Origin of the sequence: Thauera sp. 28, assembly GCF_000310145.2 — a bacterium.
Lineage (GTDB): Bacteria > Pseudomonadota > Gammaproteobacteria > Burkholderiales > Rhodocyclaceae > Thauera > Thauera mechernichensis.
This window is the reverse complement of record NZ_AMXA01000033.1, coordinates 1-24746: the sequence shown is the minus strand read 5'-3', so window position 1 is coordinate 24746 and position 24746 is coordinate 1. Positions and strand designations below refer to the sequence as shown.

Here is a 24746-nt window from a genome sequence, read left to right as displayed (position 1 = left end):
GTTTTCCCCTACAATCCCGCCTTTCCCCTTTCGGTTCAAACCCTTCATGTTCTCCGGCATCGTCGCGGCCGTCGGCCGCATCGAACACATCGAGCCACTCGCGGACGGCATTCGCCTCAGCGTCGACACCAACGGCCTGGACCTGGCTGACGTCATCGTCGGCGACAGCATCGCTCACAGCGGGGTGTGCCTGACCGTGGTCGAGATGAACGGCGCCCTGTGCAAATACGACGTCTCGCGCGAGACGCTGAACTGCACGGTGGGCCTGGACGCCGTCGGCAACGAGGTCAATCTGGAAAAGGCGCTGCGCCTGGCCGACCGCCTCGGCGGCCACCTGGTCACCGGCCATGTGGACGGCGTGGGCGAGGTGGTGAAGTTCGCCCCCATCGGCGAGAGCCACGAACTGGTGATCCGCGCCCCGGCGGCGATCGCCGGCTACATCGCCAAGAAGGGCTCGATCACGGTCAATGGCGTCAGCCTCACCGTCAATCGTGTCGAAGGCCGCGACTTCTGGATCAACCTGATCCCGCACACGGTGGCGATGACCAACCTCAAGCACCTCGCGCCGGGCAGCCGCGTGAACCTCGAGATCGACCTCATCGCCCGCTACGTCGAGCGCATGCTCGAGTGGAAGCGGGAAGAAGCGGCGCAGGGCTGAAAGCCCTCCCGCCCCGCCCCATGCCACACGGCAAGGCCCGCAAGAACGCACACAAAGGACACAGCATGAGCGCACTCGCGCCGATTACCGAGATCATCGCCGACATCAAGGCCGGCAAGATGGTCATCCTGGTGGACGAAGAAGACCGCGAGAACGAGGGCGACCTCGTGATGGCGGCCGAGTTCGTCACCCCCGAGGCGATCAACTTCATGGCCAAGTTCGGCCGTGGCCTGATCTGCCTGACGCTCACCGACGAGCGCTGCCGCCAGCTCGGCCTGCAGCAGATGGTGCGCGACAACCGCACCCCGCACGGCACTGCGTTTACCGTGTCGATCGAGGCCGCCACCGGCGTCACCACCGGCATCTCGGCCCACGACCGTGCCCGCACCGTGCAGGTGGCGGTGGGCCGCCATGCCAGGCCGGAAGACATCGTCACCCCCGGCCACATCTTCCCGCTCACCGCGCAGAAGGGCGGCGTGCTGATCCGCGCCGGCCACACCGAGGCCGGCTGCGACCTCGCCCAGCTCGCCGGCCTGGAGCCCGCCTCGGTGATCTGCGAGATCCTCAAGGACGACGGCACCATGGCGCGCCTGCCCGACCTCATCGAGTTCGGCAAGGCGCACGGGCTCAAGATCGGCGCCATCCGCGACCTCATCGAGTACCGCGCCGCCACCGAGCACCTGGTGGAAAAGGTGATCGACAAGGAGGTGGACACGCCGCACGGCCGCTTCCGCCTGTCCGCCTTCGAGGACAAGACCTCGGGCGACGTGCACTTCGCGCTGTCGCGCGGCGACATCACGCCCGAACGCGAGACCCTGGTGCGGGTGCACGAGCCGATCTCGGTGGTCGATTTTCTCGACCCCGCAAGCGGCCGCCACAGCTTCCCGGTCAATGACGCGCTCGCAAGCCTGGCGGCGGCCGAGGCCGGCGTCATCGTCATGCTCTACCGCCCGCAGTCGGGCCGCGAGCTGCTCGCCAGCCTGGACAACGCCCAGGACCGCGCGCCGGTGAAGTGGGACGCACGCCTGTTCGGCGTCGGCGCCCAGATCCTGCGCGCGCTCAACGTCGGCAAGATGCGCCTGCTCGCCAGCCCGCGCAAGATCCCCAGCATGACCGGCTTCGGACTGGAGATCACCGGCTTCGTCGACAAGAACTGATCGAATTACAGGGAACAGCATGCAACGCAACCAACCCGAAAACGCCCGCCAGGGCACCCGCTACGACGGCATCGACGAGATCGACCCCAATTTCGACGGCACGGGCGTGCGCGTCGGCATCGTCATGGCACGCTTCAACCTCGACATCTGCGAGGGCCTGCTGTCGGCGTGCACCGACGAGCTGCTGCGCCTCGGCGTCGCCAAGGGCGACGTCCGCATCGTCACCGTGCCCGGCGCACTCGAGATCCCGCTGGTGCTGCAGACCATGGCCAGGAGTGGCAAGTACGACGCCCTGGTGGCGCTCGGCGCGGTGATCCGCGGCGAGACCTACCACTTCGAGCTGGTGTCGAACGAAATGGGCGCGGGCGTGACCCGCGTCGGCCTGGACACCGGCCTGCCGATCGCCAATGGCGTGCTGACGACCGAAGACGACGACCAGGCAATCGCGCGCATGCGCGAGAAGGGTGCAGACTGCGCCCGCGCGGCGGTCGAAATGGCCAATCTGCTGAAGGTGGTGCGATGAGCGAGATCGACAACGGCGGCCCCGCCGCAGAGGGCACGGGCGCAGGCGCAGGCAACCCGACGAGCAAGATGGCGCGCCGCCGCGCGCGCGAGATGGCCCTGCAGGGCGTGTACCAGTGGCTGCTGTCGGGCAACTCCAGCGCCACCGTGCAGCGCCACCTCGAATCCGAGAGCGAAAGCCTGGACCGCACCGATCGCGAGCTCTTCGTCACGCTGTTGCGCGGCGCAATCGGTGACGCCGATGAGCTGCGCGGCTGCTTCGAGCCGTTGCTGTCGCGCCCGCTCGCCGAACTGTCGCCGATCGAGCACGCCATCCTGCTGCTCGGCACCTACGAGTTGCGCCACAACATCGACACCCCTTACCGGGTGGCGATCAACGAATCGATCGAGCTCGCCAAGGGCTACGGCGGCACCGACGGCCACAAGTTCGTCAACGGCGTGATGGACAAGCTCGCCGCGCGTCTGCGCCCGGAAGAGGTCGAGGCCGCACGCGCCGCCAAGCGCTGAGACAAGGCCGGGACGCCGCATCCACGCGGATGCGTACAAGATCGAGGCGCCGCCCTGGCAACAGGTGCGGCGCTTTTTTGCACGGGCGCGTTGCGCTCGCCTATTGGCTGGTGCGCAAGGTGCCGCGTACCAGGCGGGCGTGGGTATAGTCGGTGTGCGTACCCACGCCGGTCGCGCCGCTGCCGAAGGCCACGCCCCAGGACGCGTAGCCATAGCGCTCGTGCGGCGTCGATGTCCAGAAGTTGCCCGCGGGCGTGTCTGGGAAGGCTGCGGTGAGCAAGGTGGGCTTGCTGTAGTCGCCCGCACAGCTGCCGCCATAGCCTTCGGCGTTCACCGCGTTGCGCCTGCCGGTGCTGCAATACACCAAGGTGAGCAGCTCGGGCTGGGTCGGCAGCCGCCAGTCGGCGTGGCCTGCAAACTCGAAGCCCTCGGCCGCACGCAGCGCATGCGTCCAGCTGAAGAGCTTTGCCTCGCCCAGGCAGCGCCCCTCGCTCCAGCTCTGGCCGAGGCTGCACTGCATCCAGGTAAGGCCCGTTTCGGTATCGGTCACGGTGCCATCGCCGGCGATCTGATAGCGTGCCAGCAAGGCCTGCTCGCGCACCTGCTGCGCCTCCAGCGCCGCCTGGCGCGCGGCCTCCTGCTCGGGGCTCAGCACCGCGGCAGGCGGCGCCTCGCTTGCGGGCGGCTTGAATTCGCAGCCGCCGAGCAGGCCAGCAGCAAGCACGCACAAGGCAAGGCGGGACAGCGGAAAGGGGTGCGGCACGGTGTTGCGCAAGGGCATCGTTGCTCCAGCTCGGGTTCTCGGGTCAAGGCGCGCCAACTTGGCTGACGCGCACTGCAGGCAGTCAATCGCGCGTGGCGCGCATCACGACGTCGTCACCGGCATACAGCAGCAGCCCGCCCTGCTCATCCACACCGAAACGGGTGACGCGTCCGATCGCTGCATGGAAGCGCATCTCCTCGTCCATGACAGCAGGCGGGCAGGCCATCCTGGTGCCGGCAAACGGCCCCAGGCGCAGGCCCTCGCCCGACAGCACGTAGGCGCCAGTGTAGCGGTTGCAGGCCGCCAGCCCGGCAACGCGGCCATCCTCGGCAAAGTCCAGGGTGACACGCTGCGGGTCGCCGGTGCTGCGGCCGTCGATATCGAGCACACGCCAGGTGCCACCCACCAGCAGGCTTGCCGGCTCTCCACCGCAGCCGCGCAGCACACGGTCCTGCCAGCGCACCTCGACGGTATTGGGGTGCGGCATCGCACTCATGCTGTCGACGCAGACGCGGTCGAACACCAGCACCCCCAGTTCGCCGCCCGCCGACATCGCCTGGTAGCTGCGCGCACCGGCGGCATCGATGACCAGCGGGCCGGGAGCGAACACGTGGGTCGCGCCATGATCCATGCGCAGGTCAAGGCCTGCCTCGATCACATCCAGCCGCCAGCCCGGTTCATTGCCGACAGCACGGAACAAGCGCTTGTCGGCAATGAGCCGGCATTCGGGCTGAGCCACGCCCGCGAGTTCGAGCATCGCCGCATCGCCCTTGCTCCAGAAGCTGGTGGTTTCGTCATCGACCGCGACCAGCTTGGCGCCCGAAGCGGTACGCACCGGACGCAGGGTGAAGTTGCGCTCACCTGTACTGAGCGTGCTCAGTTCGCCGAAACTGCGCACGCTCACCGCCAGCTCGCCGCAGCGGTAGTGCAGGGGCGGCTGGGGGTCGAGTTCGAGGACGGCCGCGGCACGCCCTTCATCCGGCGCACCATTGCCCGCGGGCGTCCCGCCGAACAGCGCACAACCACCCAGCAGGGATGCCGTCAGCGCAAGCTGAAGATAAGTTCGGACCATGGGATAAACTCCGGTCTATGAGGCACGCGCAGGCTCGAAACCGCTCACGGCCACAGGATCACCAACCGCAACGGCTCGCACGCGCCAGCGCGTCGCTTGCCGTGAAACCCGCCGACTTTAGCATGACCGGGCATCACCACCACCATGCATGAACTCTCGCTCGCCGAAGGCATTCGTGACATCGTCGAAGAGACGGCCACCATGGAAGCTGCGACACGGGTGCGTCGCATCGTGCTCGAGATCGGCGCACTGGCGGCGGTAGACGCCGACGCCCTTCGCTTCTGCCTCGATGAGGTGCTGAGCGACTCGATTGCCGAGGGCGCCGAGGTCGATGTCATCGAGGTTCCCGGCCGGGGCCGCTGCCGGCAGTGCGGCACGCTGGCGCCGATCGACGAGCGCCACACGCCCTGCCCCAGCTGCGGCGCGTACGGGCTTGAGGTGCTAGAAGGGGACCGCATGCGGGTGCAGGCGGTCGAGCTCGAGTAGGACGGCGCAAGGGACGGAACGAACAGCGGGGGGCAGATCATGTGTGGCGTCTGCGGATGCGGTGGCAGCGAGGCGCGTATCGGGTCGGTATTCGGCGGTGACCGCAACAAGCGCGTGCAACGGGCGGGCACCGGGACTACGCAGGCCTGGCGAGCGATCGATACTCGGCGGCCGGCCGCCTCGCCGGCGGGCCTCGACCACGAAAGCACCGATCGCGCCTCGGTCGCCAGGCTGCAGCGCGTCGAGCGCGACATCCTGGGCAAGAACGAGCGCATTGCAGCGGCCAACCGCAGCTGGTTGGCCGAACGCCGCATCCTTGCCCTCAACCTGATGTCCAGCCCGGGCTCGGGCAAGACCTCCCTGCTGGTGCGTGCGCTCGAGACGCTTGGCGGGCGCCTGCCCGCAGCGGTGATCGAAGGCGACCAGCAGACCGAGTTCGACGCCGAGCGCATCCGTGCCACCGGCGTACCCGCACTGCAGATCAACACCGGCAAGGGCTGCCACCTCGACGCCGACATGGTGGCACGCGCCCTGCCCCGCCTGCCGCTCGCAGAGCGCGGGCTGCTGCTGATCGAGAACGTCGGCAACCTCGTTTGCCCGGCAGCCTTCGACCTCGGCGAGGCGCACAAAGTGGTGATCCTGTCGGTGACCGAAGGCGAGGACAAGCCGCTCAAGTACCCGGACATGTTCGCCGCGGCCGACCTCATGCTGCTCAACAAGGCCGACCTGCTGCCCTACCTGAGCTTCGACGTCGAGCGCGCGATCGAATACGCCCATCGTGTCAATCCGCGGCTCGAGGTGATCCTGACTTCCGCCACCCGAGGCGACGGCATCGACGCCTGGCTGGCGTGGATCGAGCGTGAGCGGGCCTCGGCATGAGGCCGCCCCAGCGCGCGCAGCAACCAGACGAGGCGCATCGGCAGGGCCGGACCGCGCTCGCGGACACAGGCGACGCTATCCTGCAGTCACTACGCTGCACGGGCGACGGCGCCGCGCTCGCAGGCCCGATCCTGGCATTGGGTGCCTGGTTCAACAACACGCCCTGCCTGCTCGAGCGCGAGCGCGCGTTGTTCAGCCCCAACCTCGGCGATCTGGATACGCCCGACGCCTGCCGCCGCGTCGAGCCCGCGGTCGCCGCCCTGCTCGCCGCCACGCCCGTGCCGCCGCTCGTCGTCGCCCACGATCTGCACCCCGATTTCCACTCCACCCGCGTCGCGCTCGCCACCGCCAACCGCCTGGGCGTGCCGGCGCTCGCCGTGCAGCACCACCACGCCCACATCGGCGCCGTGCTCGCCGAGCATGGCCGCTTCGACACGCGCCCCGTACTGGGCCTGGCTGTCGACGGCGTCGGCCTGGGTAGCGACGGCCAGGCCTGGGGCGGCGAACTGCTGCGTGTGCGCGGAGCACGTTGCGAGCGCATCGGCCACCTGCGTCCACTGCGCCTGCCCGGCGGCGACCGTGCCGCACGCGAACCCTGGCGCATGGCCTCGGCGCTGCTCTATGCCTGCGGCCGTGGCAGCGAGATTGCCCACCGCTTCTCGCACCAGCCGGCAGCGGCGTTGCTTGCCCAAGTGCTGTCACGCCCGACGCTGAGTCCGCCCACCACTAGCCTTGGCCGCCATTTCGACGCCGCCGCCGGGCTGCTGGGCGTGTGCGAGGTCATGCACACCGATGCAGAGGCCGCAGTCGCGCTCGAGAGCCTTGCCCGCGCGTACGGCGAGCTGCCCGCACTGGCTGACGGCTGGCGCATCTCACCGGACCTGGAGCTGGACCTCCACCCGCTGCTGCTGCTGCTGGCCGACGAGGCCGATGCCGCGCGCGGCGCCGCTCGCTTCCACGTCACCCTGGCCGCGGCGCTGACCGACTGGATCGAGCACGCGCTCGCACTGGAGCACTGCGACACCGTCGTGCTGGGCGGCGGTTGCATGCACAATCGCGTGCTGTCGGCCATGCTCGACACCGCTCTGAGCACACGCGGACTCACAGTGCTCGGTGCGCGCCGACTGTCGCCCGGCGATGCCGGCATCGCGCTCGGTCAAGCCTGGGTGGCCCGGCATCGACTCACCCTCAAGGAAACCTGAACATGTGCCTCGCCATCCCCGCGCGGGTCGTCGAACTGGTCGCCGGCGGCAACTGCCGCGTCGAACTCGGCGGCATCCGCAAGGAAATCTCGCTGGCATTGGTGGATGACGTGGCGGTCGGCGACTACGTGATCGTGCACGTCGGCTACGCGCTCAACCGCCTCGACCCGGAGGAAGCCGCGCAAACACTCGCGCTGCTCACCGCTGCCGGACAGCTACCCGAGGCAGACAAGGAACCGGAGACCGCAAGGAGCACGCACCACACGCCGCAGGGCGGTCAGCCATGAGCACTACCGGCATGAGATACGTCGACGAGTTTCGCGACCCGCAGCTGGCGGCCGGACTGGCACGTGCGATCGCGCATGCCGCCCGCCCCCGGCGCAACTACGCTTTCATGGAATTCTGCGGCGGCCACACCCATGCAATCTCGCGCTATGGCATCACCGACCTGCTGCCGGCCAATGTGCACATGATCCACGGCCCTGGCTGTCCCGTGTGCGTGCTGCCGATCGGCCGTATCGACATAGCGATCGGACTGGCGCTGGCACGCCCCGACGTGATCCTGTGCAGTTACGGCGACTGCCTGCGCGTGCCGGCCTCGGCCGGACTGTCGCTGCACAAGGCCCGGGCACGGGGCGCGGACGTGCGCATGGTGTACTCGGCCGCGGATGCACTCGCCCTCGCGCAGCGCGAACCGCGGCGCGAAGTGGTGTTCTTCGCCATCGGCTTCGAAACCACCACGCCCCCGACCGCAGTGGTGATCGAACAGGCCCGCGCCCTTGGGGTCGACAACTTTAGCGTGATCTGCAACCACGTGCTGACGCCGCCAGCAATAGACGCCCTGCTGGGCGCGGCCGCGACAGGCCGGGACGACGCCCCGCACCTGGACGGCATCCTCGGTCCCGCGCATGTATCCACCGTGATCGGCAGTGCGCCCTACGACTTTGTCGCAGAGCACCATCACACGCCGGTCGTGATCGCCGGCTTCGAGCCACTCGACGTCATGCAGGCCATCCTGATGCTGATACGCCAGGTCAATGAAGGGCGCGTGGCGGTCGAGAACGAATTCACCCGCGCGGTCAGCCTTACGGGCAACCGCAAGGCGCAAGCGCTGGTCGAGGGTGTGTTCGAAAGACGCGAAGCCTTCGCCTGGCGCGGACTCGGCAGCCTGCCGCATTCGGCGCTGCGCATCCGCCCCGCCTTCGCGCGCTGGGACGCGGAGCTCAAGTTCGCCCTCGAGGACCGCCCGGTACCCGACCACAGGGCCTGTGAGTGCGCAGCGATCCTGCGTGGCGCTAAACGCCCGAGCGACTGCGCACTGTTCGCCACCGTCTGCACGCCGCAAACCCCGCTCGGCGCCTGCATGGTCTCTGCCGAGGGCGCCTGCGCCGCGCACTTCAGCTATGGCCGCTTCCGCGACCGGGAGCGAGCCGCCACGACTGGAACACAGCCATGAGCACACCCGATCCGGCCTATCGCCGGCCCATCGACCTCAAGCACGGCCGCGTCGACCTCGCCTTCGGCGCGGGCGGCCAGGCCATGGCCCAGCTCATAGCCGAACTGTTCGCACGCGCCTTCGCCAACGACTACCTTGCACGCGGTGACGACGCTGCAGTACTGCCGGCCCTCACCGCGGGCGAGCGCCTGGTACTGGCGACCGACGCCCATGTGGTCAGCCCGCTGTTCTTCCCCGGCGGCGACATCGGTAGCCTGTCGGTACACGGCACGATCAACGACCTCGCGGTGATGGGTGCGCGGCCGCTCTACCTGGCGGCGAGCTTCATCCTAGAAGAGGGCTTCGCGCTCGCCGAGCTCGCACGCATTGTCGACTCGATGGCGACGGCGGCGCGAGCTGCAGGCGTGGCGGTGGTAACCGGCGATACCAAGGTGGTCGAGCGCGGCAAGGGCGACGGCATCTTCATCACCACCACCGGGGTCGGAGCACTGCCCGCAGGGCGCGATCCGGGCGGCGCGCGGGCGCAGCCCGGCGATGCAATCCTGGTCTCAGGCCCCCTTGGCGATCACGGCATGGCAATCATGGCGCAGCGCGAAGCGCTGGCCTTCGAGTCCGAAATCCGCTCGGACAGCGCCGCACTGCATGACTTGGTCGAAACGCTTTACGCTGCGACCGACGCAAGCGCCATCCACGTGCTGCGCGACCCCACCCGCGGCGGGCTGGCGAGCACGCTCAACGAGATTGCCGCGCAGTCGGGTGTCGGCATGCTGGTCGACGAGGCGAGCATCCCCGTGTCGTCGGCGGTGCAGTCCGCCTGTGAGCTGCTCGGGCTCGACCCGCTCAATCTTGCCAACGAGGGCAAGCTGGTGCTGATCTGCGCACCCCACGCCACTGCCTCGCTGCTGGCGGCGATGCGCGCCCATCCCCTCGGTGGTGGGGCAGCCTGCATCGGCGAGGTGTGCATCGATCCGCAAGGTTTCGTGCAGCTGCGCACCTGCCTGGGCGGACGGCGTATGCTGGACTGGCTGGCGGGCGAACCACTGCCGCGGATCTGCTGATACCGTCGGCCGCCACCGCGATCGGCGCCATCATGCATTGGGCCGACCGGCGCCCAGCCGTCCCTGCAGACCATCCGCATCGGCGGCGAAGCGCTCCACCAGCCAGTCGGCCATCACGGCGACACGCGCCAGCGGACGCGCATCGGGATGAATCAGCATCCACAGTTCCCGGCTCAGGATCGGCGCCGAACCGGACAGGCGCACCAGGCCGGGGTGGCGGTCGGCCACGAAGCACGGCAGCAGACCATGGCCGATACCGTCAGCGACGGCCTGCAGCAAGGCGCGCACGTCATTGGTACGCAGCCGGATGCGCCCGCTGCCGAGCATGGCCTGCAGGCGCCGCATCTCAGGCGTGTGATCGAGATCCTCGCCATAGGCCACCCAATCGCCGGCACTGACTGCCAGATCGCCGCGCGCTGCGCCGTAGAGCGCGAAGCCCATGTCCGCCAGCTTGCGCATGAGAAAGTCGCCGCTCGCCGGACGAGCCAGGCGGATGGCAATGTCGGCCTCGCGCCGCGCAACGTTGAGGTTGTCGTTGCTGGCCACCAGATCGACCCGGACCTCGCCGTGGCGGGCATAGAAATCCGCCAGCCGCGGCACCAGCCAGTCGGCGATCAGCGCACTCACTGCGGTGACGCGAAGCACGCCGCCGACCTTGCCCGCACCGGCCTCGGCCAGGCGGCCGATTCCCGCCACATCCTCCTCGATCCGGCCCGCTCTCTCGAGCACCCGGTTACCGACTGCGGTAGGCCGCCACAGGCCTTCGTCACGCTCGAACAGCGGCGTCCCCAGGCTCTGCTCGAGCGCGCGCAGGCGGCGGGCAACGGTGGTCTGATCCACGCCGAGCTGGCGCGCCGTGGCGGCCAGCGTACCCTCCCTGCCGAGGGTGACGAGAATGCGCAGATCGTCCCAGTTCATGCCCGACAGCCCCTGCAAAAATGCCGCAGTGTAAGGCAGGAATGTACATTTACGCAGACGTCAAGCCGCGGGTAGCCTGATTGGATTGTTCCTCGACCACACAAGGAGACTGTCGATGAGTATCGCTTCCACCACCCTGCGCGCGCTTTCGGGGCTGCCGGCAACACCGGCCCGTCTGTCGGAGTCGGCACTGGTCATCGTCGATGCCCAGAACACCTACCGCAACGGCGTGATGCAACTCCAGGGGGTAGAGCCGGCGCTGGACGAGTGCGCGCGGCTGCTGGCGCGTGCGCGTGCGCTGAAGATCCCGGTCGTGCACATCCAGCACGACGCCGGTCCGGGCTCGCCCTACGACCCGAGCGCCGAGTGCGGCGCAATCGCCGATAAGGTCGCGCCGGCTGCCGGCGAGGCGGTGGTGGTCAAAAACTACCCGAACGCCTTCGTCGGCACCGACCTCGATGCGCACCTGAAAGCCGCTGGCGTCAACAACCTGGTGATCACCGGCTTCATGACGCACATGTGCATCAACTCAACCGCGCGCGGTGCCTTCAACCTCGGCTATGCAGTGACCGTACCCGCCGCAGCCACTGCAACCCGGGCGCTACCCGCAGCCGACGGCAGCGTGGTCGAGGCGGCAAGCCTGCAGTCTGCTGCGCTCGCCGCGCTCGCCGACCTGTTCGCCGTTGTGGTGGCGGACAGTTCGGCGATTCCCGACTGAGCGTCCTTACGCTCAGCCGCGCGAGCGGCGGTCGCCGTGGCTGCGCTCGCTGCGCGAGGGGTGGCCGTCGCGGCTAAAGCCGCCGCCGCTGCGGCGTGCGTCACCACCCGGACGGCCGAAGCCACCGCCGCTGCCGAAGCGGCGACCACCGTTGCCAGCCGGACGCGGGCCGGCAGGCTTGCGCGGCGAAGGCTCCATGCCGGGAATGGTGTGCACCGCAAGGCGATCGCCCGTGAAGCGCTCGATGGCACGGATGAGGCCGGTTTCGCGCGGCCCGGAGAGCGTGATCGCCACGCCATCGCGCCCCGCACGGCCGGTGCGGCCGATGCGGTGCACGTAGTCTTCAGCCTGGCGCGGCGGGTCGAAGTTGATGACGTGGCTGATGCCGGCAACGTCGATGCCGCGCGCGGCGACGTCGGTCGCCACCAGCACGCCGATGCGGCCCTGGCGCAGGCGGTCGAGGGTGCGGTTGCGCTGGGTCTGGTGCATGTCGCCATGCAACGCAGCAGCGGCAATGCCTTTTTCCTGCAACGACAGCGACAGCTCGTCGGCGCTCCTCTTGGTCGCGGTGAAGACCACGGCCTGGTTGAGGCCCTCTGCACCGAGCAGTGCCTCGAGCAGGCGGTTCTTGTGACCAAGGTCATCGGCGAACATCAGGCGCTGCTCGATCTGACCACGGTCCTGCTGTGCGACCTCGATCTCGATGCGCTGCGGATTGCGCGTCATGCGTTCGGCCATGCTGCCGACCACGCCGTCGAGCGTAGCCGAGAACAGCAGGGTCTGGCGCTTGGAAGACGTCGCGGCGACGATGGCGTCGATGTCCTCGGCGAAGCCCATGTCCAGCATGCGGTCGGCCTCATCGAGAATCAGCACCTCGACGTCCGACAGCTTGACCTTGCGCCGGTTGAGGTGGTCGAGCAGACGGCCGGGGGTGGCGACGACCACGTCGCACTGACGCTGCAGTTGCTTGAGCTGGGCGAACATCGGCGCGCCGCCGACCAGGCAGGCGGTGTTGAGCCAGCGCAGCGCCTTGCCGTAGGTCTGCACGGCCTTCTCCACCTGCAGCGCAAGCTCGCGGGTGGGGGTGAGCACGAGCACGCGCGGACCGCTGCCCGGAGCCGGGCGGCGATCGATGATCTTGTGCAGCGCGGGCAACGTGAAGGCCGCGGTCTTGCCGCTACCGGTGTGGCTGGACACCAGCAGATCGTGGCCCGCGATGGCTGCGGGAATGGCCTGCATCTGCACCGGCGTAGGGGTGGTGTAGCCGGTCTGCTCGACGGCCTTGAGGAGTTCTGCGGCAAGGCCGAGGGTCTGGAACGTCATCTGATACTTCCTGTTCATTGCGTGCCGGCCTCTTGAAGGCAAGAGGGACGGCGGGTCCGGGCCCATTGAGTGGGCCGCGAGGACATCGCGCCACAGCCTGCCGGGCTATGCCGAGGCAGGATGCGGAGTCGCTGGTATGGCGAACGCGATGGGCGTGGCCGGTCAAACCGACAATGTCGGAAAGACCGCGCATCGGCACCAACCGGTTGTCACGAGCCAGACGATCGGAAGAACGAATGAAATCGGCGGGAGGTCGGGGGCGATGGGGCTGTGGTTACAGTCCCTCGGGCCATGGAGTGGAGATTACCTGATCCCCTGTCCGTCGCGGATTGCGCCGGTGGCCCTGCTGCTGCATTGCACAACGACGCGGAGTATAACCGCCAATCGCTCGACTGTCTCTAGAAATCTTTGAAACAAAAGAAAAAGGCTGGGGAGGCACTGTCGCGCCTGCCCAGCCTGCGGGGGCTTGCGCCCCGGAAATACGGCTGCTGCTTACTTGTTGACCGCGGCCTTGAGGGTGGCGCCGGCAGTGAACTTGGGCACGCTCGACGCGGCGATCTCGATGGTGGCGCCGGTCTGCGGGTTGCGGCCGGTACGGGCGGCACGCTCGGAAACCTCGAAGGAACCGAAACCGGTGAAGGCAACCTTCTCGCCCTTGCCCAGCTGCTCGGCGATGATGTCGAGCACGGCGGACAGTGCACGGTCGGCTTGCGCGCGGGAAACATCCAGACGGTCGGCCAGAGCCTCGACGAATTCACCTTTGTTCATGCTTTTCCTCGATTGGTGTGAGTGTGATGTGGGATATCGCGATCTACGCCGCGGATTCTAGCACCGCCGCGGATTCTGGCGCATCCGGAGCGTGCAGGATGGATGCAGGTTCCTGCGGCCGCGTATCCGCGCCTGAGCCGATCACGCATGCCGCAGTGCACAATACAGCTGCCGTCCCGGGGCCAGTCGCGCTATGCTTGCAACTGAAGTCACAACAGAAAGACACCAAGCATGGAACAGCAGGACGCTGGCGACAGCGACGTCATCCACATCCGCGCGTCGCGCAATGCGAAGGGGCAGATTACCCGGGTTGCGGTGTCGCTGCCCCCGTGCGCCTGGATGGGGGCCACTGTCCTGGGGCTTACGCCCGAGCACGCCGCACAGCGCCTGCTCGACGAAGCCAGCCACAGCCCCCGAGCCCATGCCTGCGCCCTCAGCATGGCCTGTGCGGCCGCCCAAGGCAGGCCCGAGCCCGACGTGGACAGCCGCCTCGCCATCGAGCGCACGCTGGCCGCGGAGGCGGCCGACGCCCACCTGCGCCGGCTGCTGATCGAATGGCCCCCCTTGCTCGATTTCGAGCCGCGCCACAGCCGCTTCGCGGAGTTCCACCGCCGCCTGACGCTCGACCCGCATACCGACGGCCCGGCGGCGTTCGCGCTGGGCGGCGAACTGCTCGACCTTGTCGCACGCGAAATGCTGGCCGGCTTCTTCAACCAGATCCGCATGCCGCATGGCATCGGCGAATTCCTCGAGCGCCTGCAGGCCGGCGGCAGCCTGGGCGCGGTGCTCAGCGAACTGATTGCCCTCGGCCCATCGGGCGCACCAGTTCCCAAGCCCGTGTCCATGCTGGGTACGCTGAGCGCGGCGGCATGGGTGGGGACGGTCGGCGCGTGGCCCGATGCCAGCTTCGTGCGCCAGCCGGAGTACGCCGGCGAGCCTGCGGAGACCAGCCCGCTCGCGCGCCACGCCGCATCCGCGCTGGTGCGCGTCTTGCTGGAACGCGGCCATCGCGTATCGGCCCGCCTGTTCGCCAAGGCGATCGACGTCGGCGACTGCGCGAGCCGCATGCGCTACCCACTCGATGAAGAGGTCGCACCGCTGGCGGATGCCACTCAGGTCGCCCCGGGTGTCGGCATGGCGCGGGTGGACACCGCGCGTGGCGTGCTGCTGTGCTGGGTAAGACTCGAGGAAGATCGGATTGCCGATTGCGCGATCGTTCCTGCCGGCGCGTGGAACTTCCACCCGGATGGCGCATTCTGCCGCGAGGCGACCTGCCCGAGCGCCGGCAACGAGGATCACGACGCAGCCCTGCTGCGCCTGTCCCTGCTCGCGCTGGCCTTCGACCCCTCGCTACCTCATCGCGTCGAACTCGTTGACGAGCGCCGCCCACGCAAGGGCAGTCCGGCGCGCTGAAGCGCGTCCGCGCGCTTCAGTCCGCGAGGCGACGGTAGGCACCGCCGAAGTACACCAGCGGCTTGCGCTCCTCGCGGTCGAAGCTGAGCACCTCGCTGATGAAGACGAGATGGTCGCCGCCCTCGTAACGCTGAGTGTTGCGGCATTCGAAGCGCGCGCAGCACCCCTTGAGCAAGGGGACGCCGCCAACGCCGGTCTCGAAGTCGAGGCCGGCGAACTTGTCGTCAAGGCGGCTGGCGAAACGCTGCGAGAGTTCGACCTGGTCCTCGGCAAGAACGTTGATCGCGTAGTATTCGCAAGCCTCGAAAAGCCCACGGCTTGGCAGGTCGTTCGACAGGCTCCACACGATCAGCGGCGGGTCGAGCGACACCGAATTGAAGGAATTGACGGTCAGTCCGATCGGCTCACCCGCCGGGGTACGCGTCGTCACCACGGTAATGCCGGTGGCGAACATGCCGAGCGCGTTGCGGAAGCGGCGCGGGAAGTCGACGCCGGAAAATTGCTGTTGGGTCATGGGAGAAGGTTGGCACGGTCGACCCGCGCTCTGCTGCATTGCGAAAGAAGCGCGGATTATCGCTGCGCCGGCCGACAACGTCGACACCGCAACTGCCCCGATGCGAGAAAAACACACGGAAAAACCGCTACATGAGTGAATTTGCCACCCGCCTCACTGCCTGGCAGCGCGAGCACGGCCGCCATGACCTGCCCTGGCAGGGCGGCACCGACCCCTACCGGATCTGGTTGTCCGAGATCATGCTGCAACAGACCCAGGTTGAAACGGTGATCCCCTACTACCAGCGCTTCCTGGCCCGCTTCCCCGACGTCACGGCGCTGGCCGCCGCCCCGGTCGAGGACGTGATGACGCTGTGGAGCGGGCTCGGCTACTACGCACGGGCGCGCAACCTGCATCGTGCAGCGCAGCGCATCATGAGCGATCATGGCGGGCGCTTTCCCACCACCGCAGCCGAGATCTCCACCCTGCCCGGTGTCGGCCGCTCCACTGCTGCGGCGATCGCGGCTTTCGCCTTCGGCGAACGCGGTGCGATCCTCGACGGCAACGTCAAGCGCGTGCTGAGCCGCATTTTCGGCGTGGACGGTTTCCCCGGGGAGAAGGCGGTCGAAAACCGGCTGTGGACGCTCGCGGAATCACTGCTGCCCGAGCGCGACATCGGCCGCTACATCCAGGCCCAGATGGACCTGGGCGCGACCCTGTGCACGCGCGCACGACCGGCCTGTGTGCGCTGCCCGTTCCAGGACGACTGCGTCGCTTATCGCGATGGTCGCATCGCCGAACTACCGACTCCACGCCCGCGCAAGACCGTACCACGGCGCAGCGCACGCTACGCGGTCGTGGTGCGCGACGCTTGTGTCCTGCTCGAACGCCGTCCACCGGCGGGGATCTGGGGTGGGTTGCTGGCCTTGCCGGAAATTCCCGAGCACAGCACGGACGTCCTCGCCTGGGCGTACGAGCGCTTTGGCCTGCGCTGCACCCCGGGTGACGGGCTGGCGCCGCTCAGCCACGCCTTCACCCATTTCGTACTCGAGCTCCAGCCCGTGGTGCTGCACGCCGAGCCCGCAGCGCCCCCCACCATGGCCGGCGAGGCCGGCACGATGAGCTGGCAGGCGCTTGGCGAGCTCGATGCTGCAGCATTGCCGACGCCGGTAAGGCGCATCCTCGACGCACTGACGGCGCCGGATCTGTTCGCGAACTGATCGCAGCGCCGCATCAGCGGCACCCGCTCCCGTTCAGGCAAGGTTTGGCAGCAATCCGTGCTCACGCAGGAACTGCTGCAGGATTTCCAGGCGACTGAGCGGGTCGTCGAGTTCGAGCAGCTTCTGCTTGGCCAGCAGCGGGATGGGCAGCAACTCGGTGTAGCGCGCGCCCACCCAGCCTGCATCTTCGAAATGGTGAGGCGGCGGCAGGCGCTCGCCCAGTTCGGCGACGACCGTACGCAGCAAGGGCAGCATGTCGGCCTGGGCATCGGGCACCGGCTGCGCGGGAGGCTCCTCGAGCCAGCGCACACTGGCCACAAGCAGGCCGTCGCGCTCCACCTCGTGATCCTCGATGCGAAAGCGCGCACCACCGCGCGCAAGCAGGTTGAGCACCCCGGCCTGCGCCATATCCCACTGCTCGATGCGCGCCTCCGTTCCCACCGGATGCGGCACCGCCGCCTCGCCCACCTCCTCACCGACTGCGATGAGGCAGACGCCAAAGCTGGTGCTTTCACGCATGCAGCGCGTGACCATGTCCATGTAACGCGGCTCGAACACGCGCAAGGGCAGCACGCCGCCGGGCAAGAGTACGGTCTTGAGCGGGAACAACGGCAGCCGGACGGGCTCGTTCATGTTGCGCCTCCTTACGGGCCGGCCTTGATGGCAACCCGGGTCGTGATTCAGCCCTGGTCAGCCCCGCCATCATGGTGCTGCAGGCGATCCTCTCCCCAGCGCGCCATCAATGCATGCGGCACGCCGAGCTGATCGAGGATGCGCGCAACGACGAAATCAACCAGGTCCTGAACAGTCTGCGGATGATGGTAGAAGCCGGGGTTGGGGGGCAGGATGCAGACGCCGATGCGGGCGAGCTTGAGCATGTTTTCGAGATGAATCGCCGAGTACGGCGTTTCACGCGGCACCAGCACCAGCTTGCGGCCTTCCTTGATGACGACGTCGGCAGCACGCTCGATCAGGTTCTGGCTGAGCCCCCCCGCGACCGCGGCCAGCGTGGCCATCGTGCACGGGCACACGACCATGGCATCGGGCGGATTGGACCCGGACGCTGGCGGCGCGAACCATTCTTCGCGGCCGAACACCCGCAAGGCGCCGGACTCGGCACCAAACCGGGCGCACAATTCGGCCTCGACCTCGGCCGCGCGCGCCGGCAGGCTCCAACCCATCTCCTGGCGGGCGACGATCTGCGCCACCTGCGAATACAGCAACCACACACGGCAGCCGGCCTGCAGCAGGCACTCGACCAGGCGCAGGCCATAGGGCATGCCGGAAGCGCCGGTAAAGGCGACGGTGATCGTGCGGGGCGTATTCATCGATACTGGCGGGAGTGAGCGGACGCCCCCAAGCGTACCCCATTCGCACGTCAGCGTGGCGCGTGCGAACTTCCGTAGGAGCGGCGCAAGCCGCGAGCTTCCTGGATATCGACCAGGCCACGTCACCTTCAACCCCTCGCGGCTGACGCCGCTCCTACCGGGATAATCGGCCCCGACAGGCTGCCGTAGGAGCGGCGCAAGCCGCGAGCTTCCTGGATATCGACCAGGCCATGTCGCCTTCAACCCCTCGCGGCTAACGCCGCTCCTACCGGGGCGATCGGCCCCGACAGGCTACCGTAGGAGCGGCGCAAGCCGCGAGCTTCCTGGATATCGACCAGGCCATGTCGCCTTCAACCCTCACCGCGGGCACCACTTACTCCAGGTAATCGCTGATCAGCACCCAGCGCCCGTCGCGGATCTGCGCCAGGCGGCCGTGACGATTGCCGAGATGGTCCTCGGGCGTGAAGCGGTAACTCGGGCTGCCGAAATAGTCGCGGGAAAACTGCATGCGCTCGAGGGTGCGCGCAAAGGCCTCCTGCGTCAGCTCGGGGCCGGTGGCCTCGGCGGTGCGCACGAAGAGGTCGGCCAGGGTGTAGCCCATCACGCTCCAAACATTGGGTTCGGCCTTGAAGCGCGCGCGGTAGCGCTCGACCCAGGCGGCGAGCTGGCTGTTGGCGCCTTCGACATAGGGATGGGGCAGCACCGACACGCCATACAGGCCCTCGACCGCCGCACCGCCCAGTTCGTGAGTCTGCGCCGAGTAGCCCGAGGCCGTCACCAGCATGTCCACCTCCCAACCGATCTTGCGCGCTTCGGCCATTGCCGCCACCGTCTCGCGCACCACGGTGGCGAGAACGACGAGATCACAGCGTGCGGCACGCAAGCGTGCAATCTGGCTCGACAGATCGGTGGCGCCGCGCTTGTAGCTGGTGCGCTCGACCAGTTCGCGGTCGAGCCGGGCGAGCGCGGCCTCGACCCCCTTCATCACTTCCAGGCCGTAGTCGTCGTCCTGATAGAGAAGGCAGGTGCGCGCATAGCCGCGCTGCTCGACCATGTGGCGGGTGGCCGCCTCCATGTAGTCGAAGTAGGGCGCGAAGTTCTGGAACTTGAGCGGGTGCAGCGGCTCGTAGGTCGCGCGGTGGGGCGAGAACGGGAACAGGTGCAGGCGGCCGGCATCGACGATGATCGGCATGGTCGCCATCACTACCGGCGTGCCCATGTTGGCGATGAAGGCAAAGGCCTGGTCGCGCTGCACCAGCTTGCGCGCGGCAAGCACGGCGCGTTTGGGATCGTAGCCCGCATCCTCCACGACCAGGCGGATCCGGCGGCCATGGACGCCACCGCCGGCATTGACCTCGTCGAAGCGCATCAGCATGCCGTCGCGCACGGGCACGCCGAGCATCGCGATCGGACCAGAGAGGTCCGAAACAGTGCCGACGACGATCTCCTTGGCATTCACACCGGGCGCTGCCGATACCGGCGCGCTGAGGGCAAGGCAGGACAGTGCGGCGAGCGCGAAGGAACGCAGGGTCTTCAAGATGCGGGTCTCCGGTGGGTGGCCAGGCCGTGCCGCCACGCCAACACTGCCGGGCGGCGAACAAGCCATGTTCGACTGCGCCGATTCTCTGGCGATGCAGAACGGGCGTCAATTGCGGCATCTACTCGAGTTTACGGCCTGGCGCCCGCAATGCCGGACGGACGCAGCAGGACCACGGCCACGATCACCGCCCCGAACAGCACCAGCTCCAGGCCGGCGGCCCGCGCCCAGTCGCCGGGCAGGTGGTCGCGCAGCACGGCGATCAGCTGCGGGATGGCGACGATGACCAAGGCCCCCCAGAGTGCCCCGCCAAGACGGCGGGCGCCGCCGATGAAGGCCAGCATCAGGAGTTCGAAGGAGAACACCAGGCCGAACTGCTCCGGGCTGATGAAACCGATCCAGTGCGCATAGAGGGCGCCCGCCAGGCCCGACAGTGCCCCGCCAACGACGAAGGCCTGCATCTTGGCCGCGGCCGGCGACACGCCGCAGGCTGCAGCGGCCACCTCGTCGTCGCGTACCGCGCGCCAGGCACGGCCATGGCGCGAATCCACCAGGCGCGCGCACAGCAGCAGCGCTGCGGCCAGCGCCCCCAGGCTCACCAGCGCCTGCGCCAGGGTGGCGTCTGCGCGCCAGCCGAACACCGAGAAGCCCGCAACCGCCATGCCGGCCGCACCCTGTGTCACCGAGTCCCAGCGCGCCAGCACCTCCTCCACGATGAGGGCGAAGGCCAGCGTGCTCATGCCGAAGTACAGTCCGCCGAGCCGGCGCGCGGGCAAGCTGGCGAGCGCACCACCGAGCGCACCGGCGGCAATGGCAAGAGGCATCGCCAGCAGCGGCGCCAGGCCATGCCCGACCAGCACTGCCTGAACATAGGCGCCAAGCGCAACCAAGGCCGCCTGCCCGAGTGCGATCTGCCCCGCCTGACCAACGACGATGACCACGCCCAGCCCGGCGATCGCATAGGTGATGACGAGGGTCGCCTTGCCCAGGGCGTAGTCCGCCCCCATGGCAGGCACTGCCAGGGCGAGGATCAGCGCCCACGGCCACAGATGGCGCCAGGCCGTGCGCAGGCCGCTCACCGGCCGCCCCCGCGGCGCAGCCCTGCCCCCAGGCCGTTGGGAAACAGCAGCAGCGCGCTCATCAGCAACGCGTAGGGGACAACATCCTTCGCCCCTTCGGGCAGCAGAAGGCCGGCCACGGCCTCGGCGACGCCAAGGAAGATGCCCGCGAGCAAGGCCCCGGGCAGGCTGGTGAGCCCGCCCAGCACCGCCGCGGGGAACGCCTTCAAGGCGATCAGGCCCATATTGAGGTGGATGAAGGTGACCGGCGCAAGCAGCAGCCCGGCCACCGCTGCCAGCGCGGCACCCAGCGACCACGCCAGCGTGTGCATGCGTGCGACCGGCACCCCCATGAGAGCGGCGACACGCGCATCCTCGGAGCAGGCGCGCAGCGCAAGGCCGGCACGGGTATAGCGGAAGAAGGCCGCGAGCGCCGCCGCAAGCACCACGGTGGCCACCACCACCCACACATGGCTTGCAGCCAGCACCAGGGGGCCGATGGCGTAGGTATCGGCGGCGAAAGGCAGGCGGTGTACCTCCTGCGCCGCCGCCGGCAGCGAGGCCACGCTGCCGCGCATCATCATACCCAGGCCAAAAGTCAGCAGCACCGCCACCAGGTGCGGCTGACCAATCGCACGACGCAACACGGTACGCTCGAGCCCGGCACCGAGCACACCGACGAACGCCACCGCCAGCGCCGCGGCCAGCCACAGCGGCCATCCGGCCCCCAGATGCAGGCCAAGTGCGGCAAAGGCCCCGACCATGAGCAGATCGCCCTGCATGAAGCTCACCGTTTCGGTGGCCTTGTAGATCAGGACGAAGGACAACGCGACCAGGCCGTATACACAGCCGATCGCGATGCCGCTGGTGAGGACCTGGATGAAGGCGAGCATGATGGGGGCGAAGCATAGCCGATCAACGACTCGCGACGCCCCGTCGCACACAAGCACCGCAGGGGCAGGCGGTCGGACCCCGAAAGGCTCGCGGCGGGTGGCTTTGCTGTAGGAGCGGCGCCAGCCGCGAGCTTTTCGGGGCTTGCGACACGCCCCGTCGCCTTCAAACCCTTGCGGCTGGCGCCGCTCCTGCGGGGTGAGCCTAGGGCTCGGCCAGCTGGCTCAGCCCAGGAACTGGTCGTACACACCTTGGCGCCACAGCAAGATGGCGACCGCGATGACCAGCAACAGGAACATCCAGGTTCCCCAGGGGCGCTGTTTCTCGGCGTAGGGGTCGGACAGCGAGCGCGCGGCCCCAGGCGGCAGCGCAGCGACCCCGGTCAGCGCGGCACCGAAGGGGATGTTGATGCGCGCACGCGTGTTGACCGCCCAACCGTTGGCGTCGAGCAGCGGTCCGAGGTTGCGCTGGCGCAGCTTCAGCCAGGCCATCAGCATCGACGGCCCGGAGATCAGCAATACGATGCCGACCACGACCAGAGGCATCTGCCACGCCGGCAGCGACAGAAAGCCCGACACCACGGCGGCCAGCGCGGTCCCCAGCGCACCGAGGGCGAGGCCGATGGCGGCGAAGATACCGGCGAACTTGGCGATGTCGAAGGCCTGGGCCGGTGCAGCCGGAGCGGCCGCTGGCGCCTCGACCTTCGCGCCGGCATCGGCGACGCCGGCTGCAGCGCGCTCCTCGACCGCCTTGTCGCGCGAGGCGGCGAACTTCTGGATCTGTTCGCCGATCATGCGTGCAACACGCTTGTAAGGCGACCAGAAGGCCTGGCGCACGCTGATCGGCGCCTCGACCACCTGGACCACACTGGCGTTCCAGTCGCGCCCCTGGCGGTCGTAGAACACGCCGTTGCGGCCAGGCACCATCATCTCGTCGGCATCGCCGCCGGTCATCGCCGCCACGATGGTCATCGGCGCCTCGCCCTGGCGGGCGCAGTTGCAATACACCAGGTAGGTGCCCGAAAGCGGCGCCAGCGCACTGTGCCGCCCCATGTCGGCCACGCGCAGGCACAGGTCGCAGCTGCGCTGGTCGAGGTAAAGCGTGCCGGCCTGGAAAATGGCCTTGGCTTGCGCGCCATAGAAGTCGCTGAGGGTGACGAAGTTGCGCAGCAGCGTGACCAGGTCGCGCTGGTAGCGGACAAGGCGCTCGAGCGCATCGACCTGAGCAGCAGCGGTCTCGGCCCTCAGGTCCTGCTCGATCAGGGCGAGCAGATCGGCCTGTACGCTACCGCCGAGCAGCGCACGCAGTTCGTCAACCGGGATCGCCACCACCGGACTCGCCGGCTGCGCCGCCTGCCAATCGCGCCAGGCCGCGAAGCGGGCGGCGAGGTCCTGCCATTCGGCCTGCGACAGCGCATCGCGATCACCCAGAATCGGCGCGACCACCTGCTCACGCAGCGCCGCGATACGCGCCTCCCAGGCCGGATTCAAGCCCGCGGCGAGCGGCAGCGCACGTCCAGGCTCGACACGGGCAAGCGGCAGGGCCGCCACACCGTCGCTGCCTGCAGCCAGCACCTGCTCGGCAAGGCCCTGGTATACGCTGTCCGCGGGGTTCAGCGCGTCCGCCGCACGCGCGTCGAAAGCGGCCAGGCGGCAGCGCGTGAAGAAGTCCCCCACCTTGTCGGCGACCGCATCGAACACGGCAGCAGCAGCGGCCGTCCCCGCGCCCAGCGGCAGGATCTGCGCCGGGTCGGCCTCGGCCAGCGCCTGCCAGTCGGACACCGCCTGCGCAGCGGCAAAGAAGGTCTCGACCTTGCCGGCGTCAACGCCAGGGGTGCCGCTGCGGTCATCGATTGCGCCGAAGCAGTCGATGATGTGGCCGATTGCTTTCACGACCCCGGCATCGGTGGTGAGTCCGGCCGGCACCACGCCGTCACCATTGAAATGGTCGGGCGCGAACAGCCGGGTGGTGTCGGCGAGGTCCTCCACCGAGATCGACTCGGCATCGGATTTATCGACATAGGCGAGCACCTTGCGTGCGGTGGCGAGCAGGCGAGCACCCTCGGGGTGCTCGCCATCGATCGCCGCCAGCGGCAGGGCAGCGGGAGCGCGAAAGAGAACCTCGGGTTCCTTGAGCACCGCACATACCCAGCGCACCGCGGCAACGATCTCGGGCGCGCGGATGCGCCCGTCGCCATCGGCATCGAGCAATTGCAGCGTGCGGGTGTCGAACTCCAGCCCTGAGGTCGGGCACGCGAGCACCGACCACAGCTTCTGATCGAGCTCGCCGAGGTGGCGCAGGTCGTCCGCGGTCTCGATGCGGACCTGGTCGAAGCCGCCGGACCGGAAGAAACGCCACTGGTAGGGCTTCTTGTTGTCGCCTTGAGTGCTCATCGAATGCTCCCTGAAATGTTCTTGTTTCCAGCCCTCGCGCAGGACTGGACTTCACGCGGGATATTGCGCCGGAATGCAGGCGAGAACAATCGCGCGCGGGAGCGATCCGCAACACCGGCGGCATCAGCCCGCCCGCAGCGGGCAGCCGCTCAGCCGTAGGCGCCGACGAAGGGGTTGCTGTCGCGCTCCTCGCCAAAGGTCGAGGTAGGGCCATGGCCGGGGATGAAGGTGATGTCGTCGCCGAGCGGGAAGAGCTTGTCGCGGATCGAACGAATCAGCGTCTGGTGGTCGCCACGCGGGAAGTCGGTGCGCCCGATCGAGCCTGCGAACAAGACATCGCCGACGATCGCCAGGCGCGCGCCCTCATGCACGAACACGACATGGCCCGGCGTGTGCCCCGGGGCATGGATGACCTTGAAGGACTCCTCGCCGACCGTCACCGTGTCGCCGTCCTCGAGCCAGCGCTCGGGCTCGAAGGTCTCGACATCGGGGAAGCCGAACATCTTGCTCTGCTGCGGCATGCCCTCGATCCAGAAGCGGTCCTCGGCCTGCGGGCCTTCGACCGGCACACCAAGCTTGCGCGCCAGCTGCGCGGTGCCGCCAGCATGGTCGATATGACCATGGGTGATGAGGATCTTCTCGACGCTCACGCCGAGCTTGGCGACAGCCGCCAGGATGCGGTCGATGTCGCCCCCCGGATCGACGACCGCGGCCTTTTTCGTCTTCTCGCACCACAGGATGCTGCAGTTCTGCTGGAAGGGGGTGACGGGGACGATGGTGGCCTGGATCATGGGCGGTGGGCTCCTGTTTGCGTGTTCGTCCGCCAGTTTAGCCGATGAAAGGCTCGCGGCTTGCGCCGCTCCTACAGCACCGCGCACACGCCTCCCGCCCCCCTGTGTGAGCGGCGCCAGCCGCTAGCCATGCCT

The 24746-nt window shown here is 68.4% G+C and carries 25 protein-coding genes and 1 pseudogene; 13 read left to right on the top strand and 13 right to left on the bottom strand.

Features of this window, described 5'->3' with window-relative positions; all coding sequences use genetic code 11:
• The first annotated feature begins 46 nt into the window (after nt 1-46).
• The 4 genes from C662_RS16985 (at nt 47) to nusB (ending at nt 2844) form a co-directional block, all read left to right on the top strand.
• Complete coding sequence (locus tag C662_RS16985; protein ID WP_002931837.1) at nt 47-658, top strand: riboflavin synthase; 612 nt, start codon at nt 47-49, stop codon at nt 656-658.
• Between the two features lie 65 nt (nt 659-723).
• The gene (gene ribBA, locus C662_RS16980) at nt 724-1815 is read left to right on the top strand and encodes a bifunctional 3,4-dihydroxy-2-butanone-4-phosphate synthase/GTP cyclohydrolase II (protein WP_002931830.1); all 1092 of its coding nucleotides are present in this window, start codon (nt 724-726) and stop codon (nt 1813-1815) included.
• Nucleotides 1816-1834: 19 nt separating this feature from the next.
• Complete coding sequence (gene ribH, locus C662_RS16975; protein WP_002931827.1) at nt 1835-2338, top strand: 6,7-dimethyl-8-ribityllumazine synthase; 504 nt, start codon at nt 1835-1837, stop codon at nt 2336-2338.
• Nucleotides 2335-2844, top strand: a complete 510-nt coding sequence (gene nusB, locus C662_RS16970) for a transcription antitermination factor NusB (RefSeq protein ID WP_002931826.1) — start codon at nt 2335-2337, stop codon at nt 2842-2844. The genes ribH and nusB overlap by 4 nt, the downstream gene beginning before the upstream one ends.
• A 100-nt stretch (nt 2845-2944) precedes the next feature.
• Here nusB and C662_RS16965 read toward each other — a convergent pair whose 3' ends face one another.
• Together C662_RS16965 and C662_RS16960 are read right to left on the bottom strand one after the other, a co-directional pair.
• Nucleotides 2945-3625: an Lcl C-terminal domain-containing protein gene (locus C662_RS16965; protein ID WP_002931825.1), complete on the bottom strand. Its 681-nt coding sequence runs from the start codon at nt 3623-3625 to the stop codon at nt 2945-2947.
• A gap of 64 nt (nt 3626-3689) precedes the next feature.
• Nucleotides 3690-4679 carry an META domain-containing protein gene (locus tag C662_RS16960; RefSeq protein ID WP_002931824.1) on the bottom strand — a complete coding sequence of 330 codons (990 nt, stop codon included), beginning with the start codon at nt 4677-4679 and terminating at the stop codon, nt 3690-3692.
• 144 nt (nt 4680-4823) lie between these two features.
• Between C662_RS16960 and C662_RS16955 the strand changes: the two genes are divergently transcribed.
• From C662_RS16955 to hypE, 6 genes are read left to right on the top strand one after another with little or no spacing between them, the layout of a single operon-like run.
• Nucleotides 4824-5165, top strand: a complete 342-nt coding sequence (locus tag C662_RS16955; RefSeq protein ID WP_002931823.1) for a hydrogenase maturation nickel metallochaperone HypA/HybF — start codon at nt 4824-4826, stop codon at nt 5163-5165.
• 39 nt (nt 5166-5204) lie between these two features.
• Entirely contained in the window at nt 5205-6044 is an 840-nt protein-coding gene (hypB, locus tag C662_RS16950) for a hydrogenase nickel incorporation protein HypB (RefSeq protein WP_002931822.1), read from the top strand.
• Nucleotides 6041-7246 carry a Kae1-like domain-containing protein gene (locus C662_RS16945; protein ID WP_002931819.1) on the top strand — a complete coding sequence of 402 codons (1206 nt, stop codon included), beginning with the start codon at nt 6041-6043 and terminating at the stop codon, nt 7244-7246. The genes hypB and C662_RS16945 overlap by 4 nt, the downstream gene beginning before the upstream one ends.
• Nucleotides 7247-7248: 2 nt before the next feature.
• The gene (locus tag C662_RS16940) at nt 7249-7533 is read left to right on the top strand and encodes a HypC/HybG/HupF family hydrogenase formation chaperone (RefSeq protein ID WP_002931813.1); all 285 of its coding nucleotides are present in this window, start codon (nt 7249-7251) and stop codon (nt 7531-7533) included.
• A gap of 11 nt (nt 7534-7544) precedes the next feature.
• Entirely contained in the window at nt 7545-8702 is a 1158-nt protein-coding gene (gene hypD, locus C662_RS16935) for a hydrogenase formation protein HypD (protein WP_002931812.1), read from the top strand.
• Nucleotides 8699-9760 carry a hydrogenase expression/formation protein HypE gene (gene hypE / locus C662_RS16930; RefSeq protein WP_002931811.1) on the top strand — a complete coding sequence of 354 codons (1062 nt, stop codon included), beginning with the start codon at nt 8699-8701 and terminating at the stop codon, nt 9758-9760. Before hypD ends, hypE begins: the two co-directional genes overlap by 4 nt.
• 30 nt (nt 9761-9790) lie before the next feature.
• Here hypE and C662_RS16925 read toward each other — a convergent pair whose 3' ends face one another.
• Nucleotides 9791-10678, bottom strand: a complete 888-nt coding sequence (locus C662_RS16925; protein ID WP_002931810.1) for a LysR family transcriptional regulator — start codon at nt 10676-10678, stop codon at nt 9791-9793.
• A gap of 115 nt (nt 10679-10793) precedes the next feature.
• Between C662_RS16925 and C662_RS16920 the strand changes: the two genes are divergently transcribed.
• Nucleotides 10794-11396 carry a cysteine hydrolase family protein gene (locus C662_RS16920; RefSeq protein WP_002931808.1) on the top strand — a complete coding sequence of 201 codons (603 nt, stop codon included), beginning with the start codon at nt 10794-10796 and terminating at the stop codon, nt 11394-11396.
• A 12-nt stretch (nt 11397-11408) separates the two neighbouring features.
• Here C662_RS16920 and C662_RS16915 read toward each other — a convergent pair whose 3' ends face one another.
• Together C662_RS16915 and C662_RS16910 are read right to left on the bottom strand one after the other, a co-directional pair.
• A complete protein-coding gene (locus C662_RS16915; protein WP_002931806.1) occupies nt 11409-12719 on the bottom strand; it encodes a DEAD/DEAH box helicase in 1311 nt (436 codons plus the stop codon).
• Nucleotides 12720-13211: 492 nt separating this feature from the next.
• A pseudogene (locus tag C662_RS16910) lies at nt 13212-13490 on the bottom strand (HU family DNA-binding protein); the annotation flags it as partial.
• Between the two features lie 228 nt (nt 13491-13718).
• Between C662_RS16910 and C662_RS16905 the strand changes: the two are divergent.
• Nucleotides 13719-14900 carry a hypothetical protein gene (locus C662_RS16905; RefSeq protein ID WP_002931799.1) on the top strand — a complete coding sequence of 394 codons (1182 nt, stop codon included), beginning with the start codon at nt 13719-13721 and terminating at the stop codon, nt 14898-14900.
• 16 nt (nt 14901-14916) lie between these two features.
• Here the strand turns inward: C662_RS16905 and C662_RS16900 are convergent, their stop codons facing one another.
• Nucleotides 14917-15414: a flavin reductase family protein gene (locus tag C662_RS16900; RefSeq protein ID WP_002931796.1), complete on the bottom strand. Its 498-nt coding sequence runs from the start codon at nt 15412-15414 to the stop codon at nt 14917-14919.
• A gap of 131 nt (nt 15415-15545) precedes the next feature.
• On the opposite strand from C662_RS16900, the gene mutY reads away from it, so the two are divergent.
• Nucleotides 15546-16613, top strand: coding sequence for an A/G-specific adenine glycosylase (gene mutY, locus C662_RS16895; protein WP_002931795.1), 1068 nt, complete (start codon nt 15546-15548; stop codon nt 16611-16613).
• 33 nt (nt 16614-16646) lie between these two features.
• Here the strand turns inward: mutY and C662_RS16890 are convergent, their stop codons facing one another.
• The 7 genes from C662_RS16890 to C662_RS16860 form a co-directional block, all read right to left on the bottom strand.
• Nucleotides 16647-17246, bottom strand: a complete 600-nt coding sequence (locus C662_RS16890) for an LON peptidase substrate-binding domain-containing protein (protein WP_002931794.1) — start codon at nt 17244-17246, stop codon at nt 16647-16649.
• A 47-nt stretch (nt 17247-17293) separates the two neighbouring features.
• Complete coding sequence (locus C662_RS16885; RefSeq protein WP_002931792.1) at nt 17294-17941, bottom strand: flavin prenyltransferase UbiX; 648 nt, start codon at nt 17939-17941, stop codon at nt 17294-17296.
• 373 nt (nt 17942-18314) lie between these two features.
• Nucleotides 18315-19478, bottom strand: coding sequence for an ABC transporter substrate-binding protein (locus C662_RS16880; RefSeq protein WP_002931790.1), 1164 nt, complete (start codon nt 19476-19478; stop codon nt 18315-18317).
• 131 nt (nt 19479-19609) lie between these two features.
• Nucleotides 19610-20557, bottom strand: coding sequence for a branched-chain amino acid ABC transporter permease (locus tag C662_RS16875; RefSeq protein WP_002931785.1), 948 nt, complete (start codon nt 20555-20557; stop codon nt 19610-19612).
• Nucleotides 20554-21429 carry a branched-chain amino acid ABC transporter permease gene (locus C662_RS16870; protein WP_002931783.1) on the bottom strand — a complete coding sequence of 292 codons (876 nt, stop codon included), beginning with the start codon at nt 21427-21429 and terminating at the stop codon, nt 20554-20556. Before C662_RS16870 ends, C662_RS16875 begins: the two co-directional genes overlap by 4 nt.
• A gap of 222 nt (nt 21430-21651) precedes the next feature.
• The gene (locus tag C662_RS16865) at nt 21652-23820 is read right to left on the bottom strand and encodes a hypothetical protein (RefSeq protein ID WP_002931780.1); all 2169 of its coding nucleotides are present in this window, start codon (nt 23818-23820) and stop codon (nt 21652-21654) included.
• 149 nt (nt 23821-23969) lie between these two features.
• Complete coding sequence (locus tag C662_RS16860; RefSeq protein ID WP_002931778.1) at nt 23970-24611, bottom strand: MBL fold metallo-hydrolase; 642 nt, start codon at nt 24609-24611, stop codon at nt 23970-23972.
• Between the last annotated feature and the right edge of the window lie 135 nt (nt 24612-24746).